This is a genomic window from Nocardia cyriacigeorgica (assembly GCF_005863245.1).
Lineage (GTDB): Bacteria > Actinomycetota > Actinomycetes > Mycobacteriales > Mycobacteriaceae > Nocardia > Nocardia cyriacigeorgica_C.
In genome coordinates, this window is record NZ_VBUT01000003.1 from 40,776 (window position 1) to 62,292 (window position 21,517).

The following is a 21,517-nucleotide window of genomic DNA, read 5'->3' on the forward strand; positions in this document are numbered from 1 at the left end:
AGCGACGATGAAGGACACATCAGACCAGGCTGCGTCGAGTCCGCCGCGGCTGCGCGCGGACGGGCTGCGGCTGGGATATCGCGGCCGCACGATCAGCGAGGATCTGTCCGCCGACATCCCGGACGGTTCGTTCACCGTGATCATCGGCCCGAATGCCTGCGGCAAGTCCACGCTGCTGCGAGCGCTGGCGCGATTGCTGACACCGGATTCCGGGACGGTGCTGTTGGACGGCAAAGCGATCAACAGCTATCCGGCCAAAGAGGTGGCGCGGCGGATCGGGCTGCTGCCGCAGACCTCCACCGCGCCCGACGGCATCCGAGTCGCCGACCTGGTCGCGCGCGGTCGGTATCCGCATCAGTCGCTGCTGCGGCAGTGGTCGCAGGCCGATGCGGAGGCGGTGGCCACCGCTATGGCGTCCACCGGGGTGACCGAGTTGTCGGCGCGCTCGGTCGACGAACTGTCCGGTGGACAGCGTCAGCGGGTGTGGATCGCCATGGTGCTGGCCCAGGACACCCGGGTGATTCTGCTCGATGAGCCCACCACCTATCTCGATATCGCACACCAGATCCAGCTGCTCGAGCTGTGCCGGACGCTGAACCGCGAATCCGGGCGGACCGTGGTCGCGGTGCTGCACGACCTCAATCACGCGTTCCGCTATGCCGACCATCTGATCGCCATGCGGGACGGACAGATCAGTGCCGCGGGCCCGCCGGGGGAGATCGTGACCGCCGAGCTGGTGCGTTCGGTATTCGATCTGGGTTGCCGGGTGATCGAGGATCCCGAAACCGGAGCGCCACTGGTCATCCCGCTGGCGGAGAACGCCGTCACGGTGCGCTGACGTAGCTCCACACCGTGAACTAAAGATAGGCTAACCTAAGCAAACTGCTCTGATGATCGTCGTGCCGGAGCGTTGTCCAGCACGCAAAAGCGTTGAGGGTGAAGGGAGTTGCCGGTGAAGGGCGAGGGCGGAGCGGCATTGCTGCCGCTGACCGGGCCGCAGCTGGGAATCTGGAACGCTCAGCGTTTCGATCCCGAATCCGGGCGTTACCTGGTCGGCGAGGTCCTCGAGATCACCGGTGCATCCCCGATCGACGTCGAGCTGCTGGCCGAGGCCATTCGGCGCACCGTCGACGAGGCCGAGAACATGCGCTTGCGCTTCTGTGAAACACCGGAGGGGCCACGACAATTCGTCAGCAGGGCACGCGCTGAGTTGCGTCCGACCATCGACCTGCGCGCCGTCGCCGACCCGCTCGGGCTGGCGCACGAAGCCGTCGCGGTGGAACGTCATCGGGCCGCCGAGCATTGCCGCGGGATGGTGGACCGGCAGCTCTACATCTACACCCTGATCCGCGTCACCGACTGCCAGGTCTGGTGCGTGCAGCTCTATCACCATCTGATCGTCGACGGCTACAGTGCTGCGCTGCTCTCCCGGCGGGTCGCCGCGCACTACACCGCGCTGCGACGCGGAAAGGACGCGCCGAAGCCGACATTCGGCACCATCGCGGACCTGGTTGCCGAGGAACGTTCCTACCGCGACAGCGATGCCTTCGCACAGGATCGGCAGTTCTGGCGTGATCAGCTCACGCCGTGGCCCGACCTGGACGGACGCGGTCGCCATGTCGGCGGTGCGGTCGAGCGCACGCTGCGCGCGGAGGCCGTCCTGTCCGCGCGGACGCTGGCGACGCTGCGCGACAGCGCCGAAAGCTACGGCATCACCTGGGCGGATGCGCTGGTGGCCTGCTATGCCGCATTCCTGAACCGGCAGCTCGGCACCTCCGACGTGGTGATCTCCATGCTGCTGATGGGCCGGGTCGGCCGCGCCGCGCTCACCACACCGGCGATGGCGGTCAATGTGCTGCCATTGCGGATCCGGGTGAACTCCGGCGATCGGCTGGGCGAGCTGGGGCCGCGCGTGGCGGAAACCTTGCGTGCGGTGCGCGCCCACCAGCGCTACAGCGGCGACGATCTGGCCCGCGACTTCCATGGCTTCGGGGCCGGTGAGCTGCTACACGGTGTCGGCATCAACCTCAAGGTCTTCGATTTCGCGCTCGATTTCGACGGCGCCAAGGGCGTGCTGCGCAATGTGGCCGGCGGGCCGCCGGAGGACCTCGGGCTGACGGTGACTCCGCTGTCCGATGGCACCGTGCTGCTCGGATTCGAATCCGATGCGCGAACCAACGATCCAGCGACCGTGCGCGCGCGGGTGGACGGATTGGTGCGGGTGATCGAGGCGTTCATCGGCAGCGATAAGCCGCCGGTCGGTGCGCTCGAGGTGGTCGATCGCGCCGCGCGCGGAGAGTTGCTCGCGGCCCGATCCGGACCCGCCGTGCCGTCACGTGTCGAAACGGTGCCGGAGGCTCTGGATGGGTTGGTCGCGCGGACGCCGGAGTGCGGTGTGCTCGCCGTCGACGGAAAAGAGTGGACGGCAGCGGAATTCGCCGCAGCGGTGAACCGGCTGGCCCGCTACCTTCGCGACAGGGGTGTGGGCTCGGAATCGGTGGTCGGTGTCGCGCTGCCGCGGACCGCGCGGTTCGTGGTGTCGATCTTCGCGATCTGGCGTGCCGGTGGGGTGTATCTGCCGCTCGATCCGGAGCATCCGGTGAGCCGGCTGCGGGCGACGCTCGAGGATGCGGCGCCGGTGCTGGTGCTCGGCACCGGCGAGCTTGCCGGGGAGTTGGGCGAGTGCGCCGTCGCGCTGGACGACCGCGAGGTCCGGGCCACGATCGACGTCCTCGACCCGGCGCCGTTGACCACCGTCGGACCCCGGCTCGACCAGGGCGCGTACCTGATCTACACCTCCGGCTCCACCGGACGGCCCAAGGGCGTGCTGGTGGACCATGGCGCCCTCGCGCACCTACTGGCTGCTCACCGCGGTGGCCTGTTCGCCGCACCCACCGCGGACAGGTCGCTGCGCGTCGCGCATACGACGTCGTTCGCCTTCGACGCCTCCCTCGATCCGCTGCTGTGGCTGCTGGATGGGCACTGTGTGCACCTGTACGACAGTGTGATCCGGCGTGACCCGGAGGCGTTGGTGCGGGCGTTCCGGCGCGACGGCATCGATATCGTCGACGGCACGCCCACGCTGGTCGCGGCTCTGCTCGAGCATGGACTCACCGACACCCGGCCACAACTGCTCGCGCTCGGTGGTGAGGCCTGCCCGCCGCAGCTGTGGCGGGAGCTGCAGCGGGCGAACATTCCGGCGATCAACCTGTACGGTCCGACCGAGGCGACGGTCGACGCCATCGCCACCACAGTGCGTGGGGCGGATCCGTACATCGGCGTTTCGCTGCCGGGGCTTCGGGTGTATCTGCTGGACAACGGTTTACAGGTGGTTCCCGACAATCGGATCGGCGAACTGTACCTAGCCGGTCCGCAGCTGGCCCGTGGCTACCGGGACCAGCCGGGGACCACCGCGCACCGTTTCGTCGCCGACCCGTACGGTCCGCCCGGAGCGCGGATGTACCGCACGGGCGACCGGGCGCGGTGGGTGCCGGGGCGGGGATACGAATACGCGGGCCGGGTCGATGCCCAGGTCAAGATCCGCGGGCACCGGGTCGAACTGGGTGAGGTCGAGGCGGCACTGAGCGGATTGGCGCAGGTGCGCGCGGCGGCCGCCGATATCCGGACCATCGGCGACCGGGCGACACTCGTCGGCTACGTCGTCGCCGAATCCGACGGCGCGGCCATCGATTCCACACGGCTGCGCAATCGCCTCGCGGATCTGGTCCCCGACCATATGGTGCCCGCGCGCATCGTCGTCCTCACCGAGCTGCCGATGACGGTGAACGGCAAGATCGATCGAGCCGCACTACCCGATCCGGCGTCCGAGTCGGCGGGACGGGCACCGTCGACGGAGGCCGAGCGTGCGCTCTGCGAGATCGTGTCGGCGGCGCTCGGCCACGACGGCGTGAGCGTGGACGACGACTTCTTCGGCGTGGGTGGGGACAGCATCACCGCCATCACCGTCAGCACCAGGTTGCGCGAGCGCGGGCTCGTGCTCGCGCCGCAGGATCTGCTGAGCCGCAGAGGATTCGGTGAACTGGCGCTGACCGCCGAGCAGGTCGCGGCGCGGGCGCCCGAGCGTTCGACGTCGCGGCGCGTCCTGGTCGAGCTGCCGCCATCCGAACTCGACGAGCTGACCGCGCGCTACGGCCCGATAGCCGACGTGCTGCCCCTGTCGCCGTTGCAGGAAGGCCTGCTCTACCACGCATTGCGCGACGGCGCCGACGACGTCTACACCATGACCGCGCGGTTCGATCTCGCCGGCCCATTGGACCCGGCCCAGCTGGCCGTCGCGGTACGGGCCATGCTGAACCGGCACCCGAACCTCGGTGCCGCCTTCTGCTACGAGTTCGACCAGCCGGTGCAGGTGGTGCCCGCATCGCCGCGGCTGGACTGGCGGGTGGAAGACCTGCGCGCGGACGCGGACCCTGAACTCCTGGCCGACGAACTCGAGCGCGATGCGGGCGCGACGCACTTCGACATCAGCGAGCCGCCGCTGCTGCGGATCCTCGTCCTCCGGCTGACCGATACCGCCTCCCGCCTGATCCTCACCGCCCACCACCTGCTCGCCGACGGCTGGTCGATCCCCATCATGCTGCGCGAGACGCTCGCGCTGTATCACGGCGACGAGCCTGCGCGCGGCGGATACTACGGCGATTACCTCGCCTGGCTGGCCGAACGGGATGCCGGTGCGGCGCTGGATCGATGGCGTGAGTATCTGCGCGGGGTGAAACGGCCTTCGCTCGTCGGCGGGGTCCCGAGCTCCGCCGCACCTGAGCGTGAATCCGGGTCGCAGCGCGCACGGACGATCGGAATGTCTGTTCCGTTGCCGGAGGCCGTGGCGGAGGCGCTGGAAGCGCTCGGCCGCGAACACGGCGTCACCATGAACACGCTCCTACAGGGTGCCTGGGCGGTGGTACTGGCCGAACATCTCGGGCACACCGACGTCGTCTTCGGCACCGTCATCTCCGGCCGTCCGGCCGAACTCGGCGGCGTGGAATCCACGGTCGGCCTGTTCAGCAATACCGTGCCCGCACGCTTGCGAATCGATGCCGGCCGTCCACTCCTCGATCAACTGCCCGAATTCCAGCGCACCGCACTCGAATTGCGGGAGATCGGCTTCCTCGGGCTCGCCACGGTGGAACGCGCCGTCGGACTCGGCCGGCTGTTCGACACCCTGGTCGTCTTCGAGAACTTCCCCAAGACCGGCCTGCACCAACCGGATTCGCATCAGCTGCGGGTGGCCGACGTCGCCGTGCACAGCCTCACGCACTACCCGATGACGGTGACGGCGCTGCCCGGCGACCGGTTCCGGCTGATGCTGCATCACGACCCGGCGACCGTGCCCGAAGCGCTGGCAGGCCACCTGGCTCAGCGGTTGGCCGATGTGCTGGCCGGGTTGGTCACCGATCCGGCGCACTCAGTCGCGGCGATGTGCTCCGGCACCGGTGTGGCCGCTGCCGAAACCACCGGTTCCACACTCGCCGACTGGGGCGTGGTCAGCATCGATCCGAACACTCCCGCCGTCACGCTCGAGGGCACGACTCTGACCTACGCCGACTTCGAGGCGCGGGCGAATCGCCTGGCGCGCTGGCTGATCGCCTACGGCATCGGCCCGGAAACGGTGGTCGCGGTGGCGATGGCGCGTGATCTCGATTCGGTCGTCGCCGCGCATGCGATCTGCCGGGCCGGTGGGGTGTATCTGCCGGTCGACGTCACCCAGCCGGCGCAGCGAGTGGATCTGATTTTCGCGACCGCCGAGCCGGCGCTGGTTCTCAGTACCTCGCGGACCGGGTTCGTGACGGACCGCGCGGTGGTCGTCGCCGTCGACGAGCTGGATACCAGCGCATTCGACGACGCTGCTCTCACCGATGACGACCGTCGCGCACCCCTGCGTCCGGACAACTCGGCCTACCTGCTGTTCACCTCCGGCTCCACCGGCGTGCCCAAGGGTGTGACGGTCTCGCACGCCGCCATCATCAACACCTTCGAATGGTTGCGGCGCCATCAGGGTGTCGGTGCGCACGACACCGTGCTGTACCGCACCCCGCCGACGTTCGACGCCTCGCTGCTCGAGCTGTTCCTGCCGCTGCTGGTGGGTGCGCGGATCGTGCTCACCCGCCCTGATGGTCACCGCGACCCCTACTATCAGGCGCAGCTGATGCGCGATGAGCGCGTGACGGTCTTGCAGATGACCACCTCGATGCTCACCGTGCTCGCCGAGGAAGCCGACCTGTCCGGCTATACCGACCTGCGGTGCGTGGTGACCGGCGGCGAGGCGCTGCCACCCGCCACCGCCCATCGCATGCGGGCGTTGACCGGCACACAGGTCTACAACCTGTACGGCCCCACCGAGGCCGCGGTCTGCATCACCTTCCACGAGACCACCGACGCCGACACGACGTCGGTGCCGATCGGCCGCCCCGCCGAACGCTCGGGTGTGCGCGTGCTCGACGACCGGCTGCGGCCCGTACCCGTCGGCGCGGTCGGCGAGCTCTACCTCACCGGCATCCAGTTGGCGCGCGGCTATTTCGCCCGCCCCGACCTGACCGCCGCCGCGTTCGTCGCGGACCCCGACGGCGCCGGCGAACGCATGTACCGCACCGGCGACCTGGTGAAATGGACCGCCGACGGCGAACTCGACTATGCGGGCCGCGCCGACAGCCAGGTGAAGCTGCGCGGGCAGCGCATCGAACTCGGCGAGATCGAATCGGCGCTGCTGGCCTGCGATGACGTCGCCCAAGCGGTGGTGCTGCTGCGCGAAGACCGGCCGGGCGATCAACGGCTGGTGGGGTACCTGATCGCCAAGGGCGGTGCGGTCATCGATACGGGCCGAGTACAGGAACAGGTGCGAAAGGCCCTGCCCGCGTATATGGTTCCCGCCGCGTTCGTCGTCCTCGACGAGATCCCGCGCACCACCAGCGAGAAGATCGACCGCAAGGCCCTGCCCGCGCCGGACGAGCAGCCGCCCGCTCAGGTCGCCGGTGCCGGGTCGCCGCGCGCCGACCAGACCCCCGAGCGTAAACGGACAGGCCCGAACGGTACGCCGGCCGACACGCGAGACGGTGGCGTTTTGTCGCTCGATCCGGCACCCAACGCAGGCGATCGGATCGAGCGTGCGGACGCTTGCGTCGGGGAGACGGCCTCGAGCGGCCAGCCTGGCTCGGGATCGCCCGACCTTGTGCGCACGGTGCTCGACGCGATGTCGGCAGTGCTGTCGTCCCCGGACCTCGGGCCCGACGATGATTTCTTCGCCGCCGGCGGCCATTCCCTGACAGCCGTGCGCCTGACCGGACGGCTACGACGAGCAGGCTTGGCAATGGTCCTCGACGATGTGTTCGCGGCCCCGACTGCCCGATCGCTTGCGCGAGCGATCACTGCCGCAGCGGGCTCGCCCAGCACCACCACCCCGTCATCGGCCCCGGGCATCGCGGCCGCGCATCCCACCACAGTCTTGCCGGACGCGGCGAGCGCCCTCGCGCGCGCAACCACGGCGCCGGCAGGCGCGCACACACCTGCGCAGGGGACAGCTACCAGCGCTCCGAACGAACGAGCCCTGTCGTTGAACGCGAGGACGTCGTCGCTGGAGACAGCGGTCGGCGCTGCGGGCACCACTTCCATATCGCGAGACCCGAGCACATCGGCGCGGGAAGTCGCGGCAACCACGTTGCCGGGCGCGCAGACACTCTCGCGGGAGGCGGTGTCCAGCACGCTGGAAGCGACTCCTGCCACACCAGCGCCGTCGGCCGCCACCTCGCCGAACTCCGCGGCCGACGCCCTCGCCATGTACGGCCGCCGCCTCGACCACGTCCTGGACCTACGTCCGGCGGGCTCGGCCGCACCGATCTTCTGCGTGCATCCAGTCGGCGGCACGGCGTGGCAGTTCGCGCCGCTGGCCCGGTTGTTGCGGGCGGACCGGCCGTTGGTCGGGTTGCAAGCACCGACCTTGAGCGGGCAGCACATCGGCGCCCGGACCCTCGACGAGCTGGCCGCGCGCTATCTGGAGACGGTGCGCCGGATCCAGCCGCACGGCCCGTACCGGCTGCTCGGGTACTCCCTCGGCGGCAATATCGTGCACGCGATCGCCGCGGCGCTGGAAGCGGCGGGGGAGGACATCGCGTTCGTCGGCCTGATCGACTCCCACCCGCTGGCGAACCTCGCCGAACAGGCCGGCCGCTCGCTGGCCGACCAGGCCGAGCTCGACCGGCTGCTGCCCGAATTGCCCGAGGACGCACCGGAACTCGCCGACGCCATCCGTGCCGCCGCGAGGTCGTTGCTCGTGCTGGTCCCCGCCTCGACCACACCGCGATACCGCGGTCCGATGGCCCTCTACGCCGCCGACCCGGGCGGCGACTCCGCCCGCACCGACGCCCAGCTCGCCGGATGGCGGGCCGCCGGGGCGCGGCTGGTGGTCCGGCGGCTGCCGTACTCGCACTTCGACATCGTCTCGCCGCAGGGCTGGGCCGAGGTCGCCGCGCTGCTCGACGCCGATCCGGCGTTGCGCCACTGAAACTTCCCCACCACGAGAAAGAAGAGAGCAACCCATCCATGTTCGTCATCCGATCGACCGCGCGGTTACGTGCCGCCGTCGCCCTGCTGATCCTCGCCCTCACCGCGCTCGTCGCGGGCTGTGGCGCCGACTCCGAGGCCACCGAATCCGCGGGCACCCGCGAGGTGCAGACCGAACGCGGCCCCGTCCAGGTGCCCGCTGATCCGCAGCGCATCGTCGTCCTCAACGGCGCGCTGGCCGGCTACCTCTACGACCTCGAGGCCCCGGTCGCGGCCGCCGACCCGCGGCTGCTCGGCGTCAACACCCGCACCGGCGGCTTCCCGGCCGCCTGGGCCGAGGACGCGAAAGCCCAAGGCACCGTGGAACTCCCGATCGGCGACAACATCAATCTGGAGTTCATCGCCAACCAGCGGCCCGATCTGATCATCGGCGGTGGTCAGGGCTTCCCGGCCCAGCAGTCCATCAACGCCTACGACCAGCTCTCGGCCATCGCGCCGACCGTGCTGGTGCCCGCGACCACCACCGACTGGGCCGATCAGCTGCGGCTGGTGGCCGAGGTGGTCGGCCGCCCCGACAAGGTCGACGGCCTGATCACCGCCTACCAGGACAAGGTGGCCAAGGTGAAGGAGTCGGTCAAGGCTCCGGCGGGCGCGGTCGCGTTCGTGCAGTCGGTGAAGAGCCAGGAGCCCACCCTGTTCCTGCCGTCGGCGGCGCTGCCCCGGCTGCTGGCCGAGGTCGGTTTCACCATCGACGACAAGGTCGCGGAGAAGGCGGGTAACCCGGCCAAGCCGGAGGCCGCCGACTGGTTCCACTTCAGCCCCGAGCTGCTGAGCACCGTCGTCGACGCGCCGGTGGTGTTCGTGGTGGCGTTGTCCGGTGGCCGCGACGCGGCGCAGCTGGCCGAGGATCCGCTGTACGCGCAGCTGCCCGCGTTCAAGTCCGGCAACGTCTTCGAGCTGCCCGCCTCCAGCGCGCGGCCCGATTACCGCAGTGTCATGGACACCCTCGACCTGATCGCGGAGCGCTTCAAGTGACAGCGGTCTCCGGACTGCTGATCGACATCTCGCCGTTGCGGACGAGCCGGCCCTTCCGGGCCGCGTTCGCCGCACGGCTGGTGTCGGTGCTCGGTATCGGACTGCTGATGGTGGCCCTGCCGGTGCAGGTCTATCAGCTGTCCGGTTCGACACTGCACGTCGCCGGAGTCACCACCGTGACGGCGATCGCGCTGTTCACCGGCAGCCTGGCCGGTGGCGTGATCGCCGACCGGTTCGATCGCCGCACCGTGATCCAGTGGTCGCGGACCGCCGCGGGCGCGGGGTTCCTCGCCTTGGGCGCCAATGCGCTGCTGCCGGATCCGCAGCTGGCCGTCATCTATGCCGCCGCCGCCCTGGACGGGGTGGCAGGCGGTGTCAGTGGCACCGCCATGATGGCGCTGGTGCCGGTGCTGGTCGGCCGGGAGAAGGTCGCCGCCGCCGGTGCGTTGACCGCGCTCACCTCCGATCTCGGCACCATGATCACCCCGGCGTTCGCCGGCCTTCTCATCGCGCAGACCGGCGTCGCCCCGGCGTTCTTCATCGCTGCGGGCGCCACCGCCGCGACCGTCGGTTTGATTCGCGCGATCGGCCCGGCGCCGCCACCGGCACGCGTCGCGCAACATCCGTTGCGGGAGCTGGCGATCGGGATCGGGTTCGCGATGAACCATCGCGTGATCCGTGCGGCCCTGTTGACCGGCCTGATCGCCATGCTGGTCAGCGGGCCATTGGTGCTGCTGCCGGCATTCGCCGATGTCGAACTGGGCGCCGGGCCGACGACCTTGGGCCTGCTCTACGCCGCGCCCGGCGCCGGCGCGGTGATCGGGTCGCTGACCAGCGGGTGGATCGGCCGCAGCCGCAACCCCGGCCGGGACCTGATCGCCGCCATGGCGGTCATGCCGCTCGGCGTCATCGCGGCCGGGCTGTCCCCGCACGCGGCCGGCGTGTTCCTCGGCCTGGCCGGTTTCGGTGTGGCGAGGGCGGTGAACATGGTGCTGCGCTACACCGTGCTCCAGCGACACGCGCCGGAGGAGCTGCGCGGGCGGATCTCGGGGCTGCTCATGGTGCAGGCCGTCACCGGAACCGCCATCGGGTCGATGGTGGCCGGCGTGGTGGGCCAATTGTTCGCACCCGCCGCGGCATTGGTGATCTACGGCGCGGCGGTGCTGGTGCTCACCGCGGTGACCGCCGCCCTGTCGAGACCGTTGTACGAGAAGAAGGAGCAGTAATGGTGGATCGCGCCGCCTATGCCGAACGCATCACCGAGGTGCTGGCGGGAGATCACGGCGAGAAGGTGGGCTATCCGATCGGGCTGTGCGAGGTCGAGGTCCTGCGCAGCGAACCGGTGGGCGCCGGACTGCTGCGCCTCACCTTCGGTGGTGCCGAGCTGGCCGGGTTCCACAGCTACGTGCCGGACGAACATGTGCGCCTGGTCTTTCCCGGCGACGACGGTGTGCTGCGGCTGCCGCGCCGCGACGGATTGTCGCTGGAATGGGGCAGTCCGCGCCCGGTGTCGCGGGAGTACACGGTGCGTCGCTACGACCGCGAAGCGCTGGAACTCGACATCGACTTCGCGCTGCACCCCGGCGGCCTCGCCTCGGACTGGGCACTGGCGGCGACACCGGGCACCCGCATCCACATCGCGGGCCCGCCGGGCGGCGTCGTCGTCCCGCGCGACTACGACAAATATCTGCTCGCCGGTGACATCACCGCGCTGCCCGCGATCGCGCGCTGGCTGGAGTGGTTGCCGCGCACCGCCTCCGGGTGGGTGTTCGTCGAGGTCACCGGCCCCGACCAGGAGATAGCGCTGGATGCCCCGCCGGGGGTGCGGGTGCGCTGGGTGCATCGCGGCGATCTCGCACCTGGCCACGGTGACGCCCTCGAACAGGCCGTGCGCACGGTGACCGTCCCGCCCGGCGAACGGGTGTACGTGTGGCTGGCCGCCGAGGCCGGTGTGTTGCGCCCGCTGCGGCGCTGGGTGCGCACCGACCTCGGCGTGGACCCGAAGGACTACCTGATCGCCGGCTACTGGAAGCGCGGCGTGGCCGATTTCGACCGAGAGGAATGAGCTTCATGAGCGACGAACAGACCATCCCCGCAGACCGGCGTTTCATCGTCGACGATATCGCCGCGGCACTCGGGGTGTCGGCCGATGAACTGGCGATCGACACCAATCTGCTGGACGCCGGGCTGGATTCGGTGCGGATCATGTCCCTGGTGGAGAAGTGGCGTGCCGCCGGGCACGAGCAGATCGACTTCGCCACCCTCGCCTCGGACCCGGTGCTCGGCTCCTGGCTGGACGCCCTGTCGTGAGCGGTGGCGCGGCACCGGCCGCGCCACCGGCTCGCTCATACGGTGTGCGTGCCCTCGGCCAGCAACTGCCGCAGTTCGCGGCGGCTGGTCTTGCCGACCCCGGTCTCCGGGAACTGCTCGACGATCACCACCGCGTCGGGCATCTTCCAGGCCGCCACGCCGCGCTCCCGGACGAAGGTGCGCACCGCGGTCAGCGTCGGCCGCTCGGCGTCGTCCATGGGCTGAACGAAGGCGCAGATACGTTGGCCGAGTACAGGATCCGGCGTGCCGATGATCACCGCGTCACGCACCGCGGGATGTTCGAGCAGGTGGGCCTCGAGTTCCTCGGCCGAGACCTTCTCCCCACCGCGATTGACCCAGTCGCCGGCGCGGCCCTTGACGACGATATTGCCGTCGGGTCGCACGCTCACCACGTCGCCGGTGCGGTACCAGCCGTCGGGAGTGAAGCTGCGGGCGTCGGCGTCCGGGTTGTCGTAGTAGCCGCGAATCGTATAGGGCCCCTGAGTGATCAGATTGCCGTCGGCGCCCGGCGGTACCGGGTTGCCGTCATCGTCGACGACGGCGATCCGGTCGTGCTCCGACATGGGGCGGCCCTGGGTGCCGATGACCACGTCCAGCGGGTCGTCGAGCCGGGTGTAGCAGACCAGGCCCTCGGCCATCCCGAACACCTGCTGCAAGGTGACGCCGAGCGCCGGGCCGATGCGCCGGGCCAGCTCCTCCTGACAGCGCGCACCACCCACCTGCACCACCCGCAAGCTGGACAGATCAGGCGTCGCGCCGGCCTCGGCCCGCTCCACCCACAGCCGCGCCAGCGGCGGCACCAGTCCGGTGATGGTGACGCCGAACCGTTCGATCGCGGCGAAAGCGGTGGCGGGCGTGGGATCGGGTGTCAGGGCGATGGTGCCCCCGGACCACAGCGCGCCGAGAATGCCCGGCGAGCTCATCGGGAAGTTGTGCGCCACCGGCAGCGTCGCCAAATACACGGTGTCGCTGTCGAGTTCGCAGATCTCGGCGCTGCGGCGCACGCTGTAGAGGTAGTCGTCGTGGGTGCGGGGGATGAGCTTCGGGATACCGGTGCTGCCGCCGGACAACTGGAGGAACGCCACATCGGACGGGTCCGGTGCGGGCAGCTCGACCGGTTCGTCCCGGAACTCGTCCAGTGCGCGCGCGTGTTCGGGAAGGGCCGCGCCGTCCTCGCCCACGATGAGCACATGCTCGACGGAGTCGACCTGCTCGCGGATCGAATCGGCCAGTGCCGCGTGGTCGAAACGCTGATGCTGCGCACAGGTGATGACGGCCTTCGCGGCGGCCGCCGTCGCGATCGGCGTCAACTCGGCCGCGCGGTGGGCGGGCAGGCAGAACACCGGCAGCGCGCCGAGCCGGAACAGCGCGAAGATCACCTCGACGAACTCGGCCCGATTGGGCAACTGCACCAGAACCCGGTCGCGGCAACCGATTCCGAGCCGGGCCAGGCCGGTGGCCAGGCTGCGGGAGCGATGGTCGAGTTCACGGTAGGTCCACCGGTGGGCGTCGTCGACGACGGCGAGCGCGTCGGGGGTCGCGGCGGCGCGGGCGGACAGCACATCACCGAAGGTCTCACCCGCCCACAGTTGCTGCGCGCGGTACCGGTGCGCGTCGGCCTCCGGCCATGGTGTGAAGCCGGGCAGGAGATCGGAAGGCATTGCGGGCCACCTCGTTTCAGTGATTCGGATCGTTCGGATGCCCCGCTCGGGAGACATCGCGAGCGGAAGCTCCCCATTCTTATCAGGTTAGGCTAACCTCATGTTCATGAACGTTTCGGGACAGCGCGTGGTCGTCGTCACCGGGGCCGCCGCCGGAATCGGCGCGGCAGTAGCGCAGCGGTTCGCACCGGAATCCCACGTCCTCGCCCTCTGGGACCGTGATCCGCGCGTCCACCAGGTCGCCGGCGACCTCGCCACTGCCGCAGCGTGTTCGGTGATCGCGACCGAAGTCGACCTGACCGACGCGAAGGCCGTCGACGCCGCGTTCGACGCGCTCGTCGCCGAGCACGGCGCCCCCGATGTGGTCGCGCACGCCGCGGGCGTCATGCGCGCGGGCAGCGCTCTGGAGATCACCGCGCAGGACTGGGACACCAGCCTGGCGGCCAATGCCACCGCCACCATGCTGGTCACCCAGCGCGCCGCGCGCGAGATGGTCGCGGCCGGAAGGGGTTCGATCGTGGTGGTGTCGTCCAACGCGGCCGCCACACCGCGCGTCGGGATGGCCGCCTACTGCGCCTCGAAGGCCGCCGCCACGGCCTTCACCCGCGCGCTCGCCCTCCAGGTCGCCCCGCACGGCGTCCGGGTGAACCTGGTCTCGCCGGGCTCCACCGATACCGCCATGCTGCGCGGGCTCTACGCCGACGACGATCGCCCGCTCGACGACACCGCCCGCGCCGCGCTGCTCGACGGCGACGCGCACGCCTACCGCCTCGGTATTCCCTTGCGCCGCATCGCCACCGCCGACGATATCGCCGCGGCGGTGCGTTTCCTCGCCTCCGCGGACGCCCGCCACATCACCATGCACGACCTGCGAGTCGACGGCGGCGCCACGCTCGACATGTGAAATCCCCGGGCCCAGCGCCCTGCCGTCAGCACTGATACGACCAACCGGAGAGATCTCATGCCCATACCCCCGATCGCGCCCTACGAGCTACCCACCGCGGACGAGATCGCACCGAACGAGGTGGCCTGGACCGTCACACCGGAGCGCAGCGCCCTGCTGATCCACGATATGCAGCAGTATTTCCTGTCCGCCTACGACGTCGAGCGGGATCCGGCCCGCACCCTGCTCGCCAATATCGCCCGGCTGCGCGATCGCTGCCACGAACTCGGCGTCCCGGTCGTCTACACCATGCAGCCGGGCAACCAGCACCCCTCGCGCCGCGGCATCCTTGCCGACTTCTGGGGCACCGGCATGTCGCAGGGCCCCGACACCGAGGTGGTGCCCGCATTGCGCCCGCATGCCGGCGATATCCAGGTCACCAAATGGCGGTATTCGGCCTTCCAGCGCACCGACCTGCGCGAGCTGCTCGCCTTCTACAACCGCGATCAGCTGATGATCACCGGCGTCTACACCCATATGGGCTGCATGCTCAGCGCCGCGGAGGCGTTCATGAGCGATGTGCGCCCGTTCCTGGCCCTGGATGCCACCGCCGATTTCAGCCGCGACGAACACCTCATGGCGTTGAACTACACCGCGCGCCGCTGCGGTGCCGTGCTGAGCACCGCTGATCTGCTCGAACAGCTCAGCGAGGTACCCGCCCGCGCCCGTTGAGCCGAGCCCGCCGCCGGGCCGCGCCGGTAGTATCGGGTCACACGGCCAGCGCCGGCCTCCCACCCCTCGGCCGGTGCAGCCACGGGAGAGCCGGTGATGAGCACACGCGAGATTCCCAGCTGGCGGCGGTTACCGGGCAGCGTACGGCTGCTGGTGATCACCGTGGCGATGCTCGTCGTGCTGCTGCTGGTCGTGCCGCGGCTGATCGGGGTCTATATCGGCTGGCTGTGGTTCGGCGAGGTGGGCTACCGCGAGGTCTGGCGCACCGTCCTGCTCACCCGGGTAGCGATGTTCGTGCTGATCGGGCTGTTCGTCGGCGGTGTGCTGTTCGCGGCGATGTGGCTGGCCTACCGCTACCGGCCGCTGCTCATCACCGACGACGAGCGTGAGGACTATCTGCTGCCCTATCGCAGCGTGCTGCTGCGCAAGCCGCTGTGGTTCGGGCTCGGCATCGGCGGCGCGCTCGGGCTGCTCTGCGGGCTGATCGGGCAGTCGCGCTGGACGACGGTGCAGCTGTTCCTGCACGGCGGGGCCTTCGGCATCGACGACCCCGAATTCGGGCACGACATCGGCTTCTTCGTCTTCGATCTGCCGTTCTACCGGCTGGTGGTGAGCTGGCTGTTCGCCACCGTCGTGCTCGCCTTCCTGGCCGCCCTCGCCGCGCATTATCTGCTCGGCGGCATCAGGCTGACCGGCAAGTTCCCCGGTCTCACCACGGCGGCCCGGGTGCAGCTCGCGGTGCTGGCCGGTTCGTTCATCCTGCTGAAGGCCGTCGCGTATTGGCTGGACCGGTACGCGCTGCTGTCGAGCCACAGCCGCGAACCCACCTTCGCCGGGGCCGGCTATACCGACATCAACGCGGTGCTGCCCGCCCGGCTGATCATGTTCGCCATCGCGATCATCTGCGCGGCCGCGGTGTTCTCCGCGGTGGTGGTGCGCGATCTGCGCATTCCGGCGATGGCGGCGGCGCTGCTGTTGCTGTCCTCGATTCTGTTGGGCGGGGTGTGGCCGCTGGCGGTCGAGCAGCTCTCGGTCCGGCCCAATGCCGCCGACAAGGAACGCGTCTACATCGAACGCAATATCGCCGCCACCCGGCAGGCCTACGGGATCGGCAGCGACCGGGTGGACTATCAGCCCTATCCGGGGATCGGGACCAAACCGCCGCCGCAGGTCCCGGCCGACGCCACCACCATCGCCAATGTGCGCCTGCTCGACCCGAACGTGCTCTCGCGCACCTTCACCCAGCAGCAGCAGCTGAAGAACTTCTACAGCTTCCCCGACAAGCTCGACCTCGACCGCTACCGCATCGACGGGCAGCTGCGCGATTACGTGGTCGCCGCCAGGGAGCTGACGCCGAGCGCGCTCAGCGCCAACCAGCGGCACTGGGTCAACCGGCACACCGTCTACACCCACGGCAACGGCTTCGTCGCCGCACCGGCCAACCGGGTCAATGCCGCGGTGCGTGACGCGGCCGGGGACGCGGAGAGCAGCAACAGCGGCTATCCCATCTACACCGTCAGCGATATCGCCAGCGCCGCGTCCGGGCAGCAGGTGATCCCGGTCGACCAGCCGCGCATCTATTTCGGCGAAGTGATCGCCGCGGCCGACCCGGATTACGCCATGGTCGGCGGTGGCACCGAACCCCGCGAATACGACACCGACACGACCAAGTACACCTACGACGGCGCGGGCGGCGTGCCGATCGGCAACTGGGTCAACCGGCTGGCGTTCGCGGTGAACTACGCCGAACGCAACATCATCTTCTCCGATGCCATCGACGCCGATTCCAAGATCATCTTCAACCGCGATCCCCGCCACCGGGTCGAACTCGTCGCGCCGTGGCTGACCACCGACAACGACCCCTATCCCGCGGTGGTCGACGGGCGGATCGTGTGGATCGTCGACGCCTACACCACCGTCGACGGGTATCCGTACGCCAAGCGCAGCTCGCTCGAGGCGCTGGCTCCCGGCAACGAGGCCGAGGGCGGGCCGTTCGACGAGATCTCCTATGTGCGCAACTCGATCAAGGCCACCGTCGACGCCTACGACGGCACGGTGACCCTCTATCAGGTCGATCGCGACGATCCGGTGCTGGCGGCGTGGATGAACGTCTTCCCCGGGACCGTGGAACCTCCGGAGGCGGTCAGCGAAGAACTGCGCGCCCACTTCCGGTATCCGGAGGACCTGTTCTCCATCCAGCGCGAGATGCTGGCCAAGTATCACGTGGACGAACCGCGAGAGTTCTTCACCACCAACGCGTTCTGGTCGGTGCCCAGCGATCCGACCGTCGAGACCAACCCGCACCAGCCGCCGTTCTACGTGCTGATGGGCGATCCGGACACCGCCGATCCGTCGTTCCGGCTGGCCAGCGCGATGGTCGGGTTCAATCGGGAGTTCCTGTCCGCCTACATTTCCGTCGAATGCGATCCGGACGGCTACGGCAGATTCACGGTGCTGCAACTGCCCACCGACACCCTCACCCAGGGGCCGCAGCAGATCCAGAACTCGATGATCTCCGACACCAGGGTGGCCTCCGAACGCACCCTGCTCGAACGTTCCAACCGCATCCAGTACGGCAATCTGCTCACCCTGCCGATCGCCGAAGGCGGCGTGCTGTATGTCGAACCGCTGTTCACCGAGCGGATCTCCACCACGCCCAACGGGTCGACGTTCCCGCAGCTGGCGCGGATGCTGGTGAGCTACCGCGACCCCGGCACCGGCGGCGTCCGCGTGGGGTACGCGCCGACCCTCGCCGAGGCACTGGATCAGGTCTTCGGCCCGGAGACCGGCAACCTCGCCACCGCGCCGGGCGGCGGGCCCGCCGCACCGCCACCACCGGGCCGGCCTCGACCCGCGCCGCCGTCCGGGCCGCCCGTGCAGGCTCCCGCGATCGATGAGGCGACCATCGCCGAACTCAATGCCCAGATCGACGCCATCCGCGACGCGCTCGACCGCATTCAGCAGCAGGTCGAGGGGCTGCCACGACCGGGCGGATGAGCGCGGACTCCGCGCTGGGCAGAAGGCTTCGAAGAGACGCCGGATCGAGGCGCCAGGGGTCTTGACTGGCGCCGAATCAGGGCCATACTGGACATATACCGGAACACCGAAGGGTGTGACGCGTTCGATGGAGACGTCCAGAAAACGGTGGTCACATTTCTTCAAGATCCGGCTAGGCCCCCGGCAAGCCAGTCGAATAACCGGAGCCATCAGCGACGACTGAGGTTCATGGATTCGATGGAGACTACCGGGGACTGCTCTGTTCAGGGGGTTTTCACCAGCTGATCCCAGCACACCTACTTCATGCGCCGATCGCGCGAGCCAAGTGCGGCCACGAATCGTGCAGGTCCGTTTCGAACTGCCCCCACGTATGTGAACCAGACGGCCGATTGATATGCGTCGCAGCAATACCCAGCGACGCCAACCGGCCCGCGAAGGCACCCGTGCACGCGCTCGCGATGGCCTCGACCGGAGGCATCGGCAAGCCGCCCTTATCGATCCCGCCCGGAATACCCGACGCCGCCGACAAGAAGATCGACTTACCCGCGAGGCGATGCGCGTTCAGGAACGCGTCATGCGCCTGCCACCCCGGACCGCCCGGCATACCCCAGACATTGCCCGGATTGCCGCCACCACGAAGCACCTGCGCACCGGCCAGCGACACACCCACCGGATCGGTCGCCCAGGGGCAACCGCTGTACGAGGCGACGGCACTGTAGAGCGGACCACCTTGGATGGCGAGATCGATGGCGGAGGCGCCGCTCATCGACACTCCGGCGATGGCATTGCGGCCGCTGGCGCCCAGCCGCGCGTCCATCACTCCGGGCAGCTCCCGGGTCAGATACGTCTGCCACTTGTTGCGGCCCATCAGCGGATCGTCGGCCATCCAATCGGTGTAGAGGCTGTAGCCGCCACCGACCGGCATCACCACATTGACGTACTTGTCGGCAAAGAACTGGGCCACATCGGTGTCGTTCCACCAGGAGATGCCGTCGGAACCGCCACCCGCGCCGGTCAGCAGGTACAACGTCGGCGCACCCGCGCCCGCGGCCCGGATCACCCGGTTGGTGACGACCTTGTCCATCGACGGCGAGTACACGTCGATCTGCGAAACCCGGGGCGCGATGGGAGATTCGGCCACCACGCGCGAACCCGAAGGAGCGGCCGCCGCCGGGCCGGTGAGAACGGCGGAAGCGGCGACGGCGCAGACGACTGCGGCCAAGAGCTTCGAAGCCTTCACTCTTCCGTTGTACCGCCCCGCGGCGGGTGGCCGCGAGATCTACACGCCGCGGGCGCGAGCCCGGTTCACTGCCATTCGCCGCGTTCGAGGTCGAGAATCCGCGGATGCATCAGCGTCGACGGACGTTCGCCGGTATCGCGGCGGTCCGGCGCGAACACCGCGGCCGCGGCCAGACTCGACTCGTCGATCGAACGCAGCGGTGCCGGCGGGTCCAGCCGCAGCCGGGGCGCGGTGTCGCGGGTGGCCAGCACGAAACCCCAATCGCCGAAACTCGGCACGTCGACGTGATAGGGCAGGGTGCGCAACCCGGCGGCGCGCACGGTGGCATCGATGCACCAGAACGAGCGCGGCGCGAAGAACGGGGAACCGGCCTGCACCACCATCGTGCCGTGAGGTGCGAGCGCGCCCGCGGCCAGCGCGTAGAACTCGGTGGAGTACAGCTTGGCGATCGAGGTCTGATCGGGGTCCGGCAGATCGATGAGCACCGCGTCGAACTGCCCGGGCGCCGCGCGCAGCCAGGAGAACGCGTCGGCGGTGACCACGGTGACCCGCGGATCGTCGAAGGAATGCCGATTCAACGCGGTGATCCGCGCATCGGTGCGGGCCAGGTGGATCATCTCCGGATCCAGTTCGACCAGTGTCACCGCCGCCACATCCGGATACTTCAGGATCTCGCGCAACGCCAGTCCGTCACCGCCGCCGAGCACCAGGACGTTCGCGCGGGCACCCGCCAGCGCCGGATGCACCAGCGCCTCGTGATAGCGGTATTCGTCGACCGAGGAGAATTGCAGATCGCCGTTGAGGAACAGCCGGGTGTCGGTGGTGCCGAACGGCGACAAGGATTCGGTGAGGACGATCTGCTGATACGGCGTCTGCTCCCGCCACACGATCGGATGCGCGAACAACGCCTGCTGTGCGGTGGCCTCGAACCGGTCGGCGTAGAGGTAGCTGCCCACCAGCACCGCCGCCACCAGCACGGTGAGCGAACCCAGCAGCCAGCGGGTGGCCCGGCGCAGATCGTCGCGGAACCACACGAAGATCAATGCCAGCCCGGCCAGCGCGTTCACCACGCCGACGATGAGGCTGCCGCGGATCTGGCCGAATACCGGCAGCAGCAGGAACGGAAAAGCCAAGCCGCCCAGCAGCGCACCCACATAGTCGGCGGCGAACAGGTCGGCCACCGCGCTGCCAGCGGCCTGGCGGCGGATCCGTTGCAGCAGCTCCATCAGCAGCGGGATCTCCGCGCCGATCAACGCCCCGATGACGATCGAGATCAGCACCAGCGCCGCGGTGTAGAGGTCGAGCCAGGCGTAGGCGGCGTACAGGGCGAGCACCGACAGCCCGCCGACCGTCGCCAGCGCCAGCTCCACCCCGACGAACGCGGCCGCCGCGCGATGGCGCAACGGTTTGGCCGCCAGCGCACCGAGCCCCATCGCGCACACCATCACACTCAAGGTGATCGAGGCCTGCGCGGCGGTATCGCCGATCAGATAGCTGCCGAGAGTGACCAGCGACAGCTCGTAGACCAGACCGCAGGCGGCGCAGATGAAGACGGTGATCAGCAGCGCGATCCGGGCGAACCGGCGACGCGGACCGGAGCCGACCGTCCCGCCGGTATCGGCGACGCCGGTATCGGTCGGATGTTCGGTCTGCGCCGGAGCGGACACTAGGTCAGGCCGGCCGCCACCACACCGGCGACGGCGAGATGCAGGGCCGCGCTGACCCACACGCCGGGATGCAGCTCCTTCTCGGCGACCACGCCACGGAACTCACCCGGGGTGACCAGATCCAGCAGCAGGAACGCCAGCGCCATCGCGGCCAGCCCGATCACGCCGTACACCGCGCTGGAGGCCAGGGCCGCGCCGATCGCGCCCTGTGAGGTCCAGATGGCGGTGGCCACGATGATGCCGACGCCCAGCAGATTCGCTGAGACCAGCAGCGCCGCGTTGCGGTTGCGTTCGATCCAGATCTGCCTGCGCAGGTTGCCGGGGGTGAGGATGTCGACGATGACGAAACCGAGCGCCATCAGCGCGATCCCGACCCCGCAGTACGCGAGCGCGGCGCCCGCGTCCGCGGGGAGATCTTCGAGCATGTTGTCCTCCTGAGCCGGAATTGTCCGTCGGTTGT

13 protein-coding genes are annotated in these 21,517 nt (G+C 69.4%); 9 read left to right on the forward strand and 4 right to left on the reverse strand.

Annotated elements, in window-relative coordinates; translation table 11 throughout:
- Window positions 1–7: 7 nt before the first annotated feature.
- The 6 genes from FEK34_RS06790 (at window position 8) to FEK34_RS06815 (ending at window position 11,856) form a co-directional block, all read left to right on the forward strand.
- A complete protein-coding gene (locus FEK34_RS06790; RefSeq protein WP_138447030.1) occupies window positions 8–838 on the forward strand; it encodes an ABC transporter ATP-binding protein in 831 nt (276 codons plus the stop codon).
- A 114-nt stretch (window positions 839–952) separates the two neighbouring features.
- Window positions 953–8,512 carry a non-ribosomal peptide synthetase gene (locus FEK34_RS06795; RefSeq protein WP_171048078.1) on the forward strand — a complete coding sequence of 2,520 codons (7,560 nt, stop codon included), beginning with the start codon at window positions 953–955 and terminating at the stop codon, window positions 8,510–8,512.
- Window positions 8,513–8,550: 38 nt separating this feature from the next.
- On the forward strand, window positions 8,551–9,546 hold the full coding sequence (locus tag FEK34_RS06800) for an ABC transporter substrate-binding protein (RefSeq protein ID WP_138447032.1): 996 nt from the start codon (window positions 8,551–8,553) through the stop codon (window positions 9,544–9,546).
- Complete coding sequence (gene entS / locus FEK34_RS06805) at window positions 9,543–10,772, forward strand: enterobactin transporter EntS (RefSeq protein WP_138447033.1); 1,230 nt, start codon at window positions 9,543–9,545, stop codon at window positions 10,770–10,772. The genes FEK34_RS06800 and entS overlap by 4 nt, the downstream gene beginning before the upstream one ends.
- The gene (locus tag FEK34_RS06810) at window positions 10,772–11,611 is read left to right on the forward strand and encodes a siderophore-interacting protein (protein ID WP_138447034.1); all 840 of its coding nucleotides are present in this window, start codon (window positions 10,772–10,774) and stop codon (window positions 11,609–11,611) included. Before entS ends, FEK34_RS06810 begins: the two co-directional genes overlap by 1 nt.
- Window positions 11,612–11,616: 5 nt before the next feature.
- Window positions 11,617–11,856, forward strand: coding sequence for a phosphopantetheine-binding protein (locus FEK34_RS06815; protein WP_138447035.1), 240 nt, complete (start codon window positions 11,617–11,619; stop codon window positions 11,854–11,856).
- Between the two features lie 35 nt (window positions 11,857–11,891).
- On the opposite strand, the gene FEK34_RS06820 is transcribed toward FEK34_RS06815, so the two are convergent.
- The gene (locus FEK34_RS06820; RefSeq protein ID WP_138447036.1) at window positions 11,892–13,538 is read right to left on the reverse strand and encodes a (2,3-dihydroxybenzoyl)adenylate synthase; all 1,647 of its coding nucleotides are present in this window, start codon (window positions 13,536–13,538) and stop codon (window positions 11,892–11,894) included.
- Window positions 13,539–13,638: 100 nt separating this feature from the next.
- Between FEK34_RS06820 and FEK34_RS06825 the strand changes: the two genes are divergently transcribed.
- The 3 genes from FEK34_RS06825 (at window position 13,639) to FEK34_RS06835 (ending at window position 18,150) form a co-directional block, all read left to right on the forward strand.
- Complete coding sequence (locus FEK34_RS06825) at window positions 13,639–14,442, forward strand: SDR family oxidoreductase (protein ID WP_138447037.1); 804 nt, start codon at window positions 13,639–13,641, stop codon at window positions 14,440–14,442.
- Between the two features lie 57 nt (window positions 14,443–14,499).
- Window positions 14,500–15,153 (forward strand): isochorismatase family protein, encoded by a 654-nt coding sequence (locus FEK34_RS06830; RefSeq protein ID WP_138447038.1) that lies wholly within the window; start codon window positions 14,500–14,502, stop codon window positions 15,151–15,153.
- A gap of 96 nt (window positions 15,154–15,249) precedes the next feature.
- On the forward strand, window positions 15,250–18,150 hold the full coding sequence (locus FEK34_RS06835) for a UPF0182 family protein (RefSeq protein ID WP_138447039.1): 2,901 nt from the start codon (window positions 15,250–15,252) through the stop codon (window positions 18,148–18,150).
- 301 nt (window positions 18,151–18,451) lie between these two features.
- Here FEK34_RS06835 and FEK34_RS06840 read toward each other — a convergent pair whose 3' ends face one another.
- The 3 genes from FEK34_RS06840 to FEK34_RS06850 all read right to left on the reverse strand — a co-directional run bounded on the left by FEK34_RS06840 (window position 18,452) and on the right by FEK34_RS06850 (window position 21,482).
- Window positions 18,452–19,390 carry an alpha/beta hydrolase gene (locus FEK34_RS06840; RefSeq protein WP_138447040.1) on the reverse strand — a complete coding sequence of 313 codons (939 nt, stop codon included), beginning with the start codon at window positions 19,388–19,390 and terminating at the stop codon, window positions 18,452–18,454.
- 65 nt (window positions 19,391–19,455) lie between these two features.
- Entirely contained in the window at window positions 19,456–21,057 is a 1,602-nt protein-coding gene (locus tag FEK34_RS06845) for a polyamine aminopropyltransferase (protein ID WP_138447041.1), read from the reverse strand.
- The gene (locus tag FEK34_RS06850; protein ID WP_138447042.1) at window positions 21,057–21,482 is read right to left on the reverse strand and encodes a DUF350 domain-containing protein; all 426 of its coding nucleotides are present in this window, start codon (window positions 21,480–21,482) and stop codon (window positions 21,057–21,059) included. Before FEK34_RS06850 ends, FEK34_RS06845 begins: the two co-directional genes overlap by 1 nt.
- Window positions 21,483–21,517 lie beyond the last annotated feature (35 nt).

Coding starts and splice junctions, on each gene's coding strand:
- FEK34_RS06790 (WP_138447030.1), top strand. CDS start 8: ATGAAGGACACATCAGACCAGGCTGCGTCGAGTCCGCCGCGGCTGCGC.
- FEK34_RS06800 (WP_138447032.1), top strand. CDS start 8,551: ATGTTCGTCATCCGATCGACCGCGCGGTTACGTGCCGCCGTCGCCCTG.
- FEK34_RS06810 (WP_138447034.1), top strand. CDS start 10,772: ATGGTGGATCGCGCCGCCTATGCCGAACGCATCACCGAGGTGCTGGCG.
- FEK34_RS06815 (WP_138447035.1), top strand. CDS start 11,617: ATGAGCGACGAACAGACCATCCCCGCAGACCGGCGTTTCATCGTCGAC.
- FEK34_RS06820 (WP_138447036.1), bottom strand. CDS start 13,538: ATGCCTTCCGATCTCCTGCCCGGCTTCACACCATGGCCGGAGGCCGAC.
- FEK34_RS06825 (WP_138447037.1), top strand. CDS start 13,639: ATGTTCATGAACGTTTCGGGACAGCGCGTGGTCGTCGTCACCGGGGCC.
- FEK34_RS06830 (WP_138447038.1), top strand. CDS start 14,500: ATGCCCATACCCCCGATCGCGCCCTACGAGCTACCCACCGCGGACGAG.
- FEK34_RS06835 (WP_138447039.1), top strand. CDS start 15,250: ATGAGCACACGCGAGATTCCCAGCTGGCGGCGGTTACCGGGCAGCGTA.
- FEK34_RS06850 (WP_138447042.1), bottom strand. CDS start 21,482: ATGCTCGAAGATCTCCCCGCGGACGCGGGCGCCGCGCTCGCGTACTGC.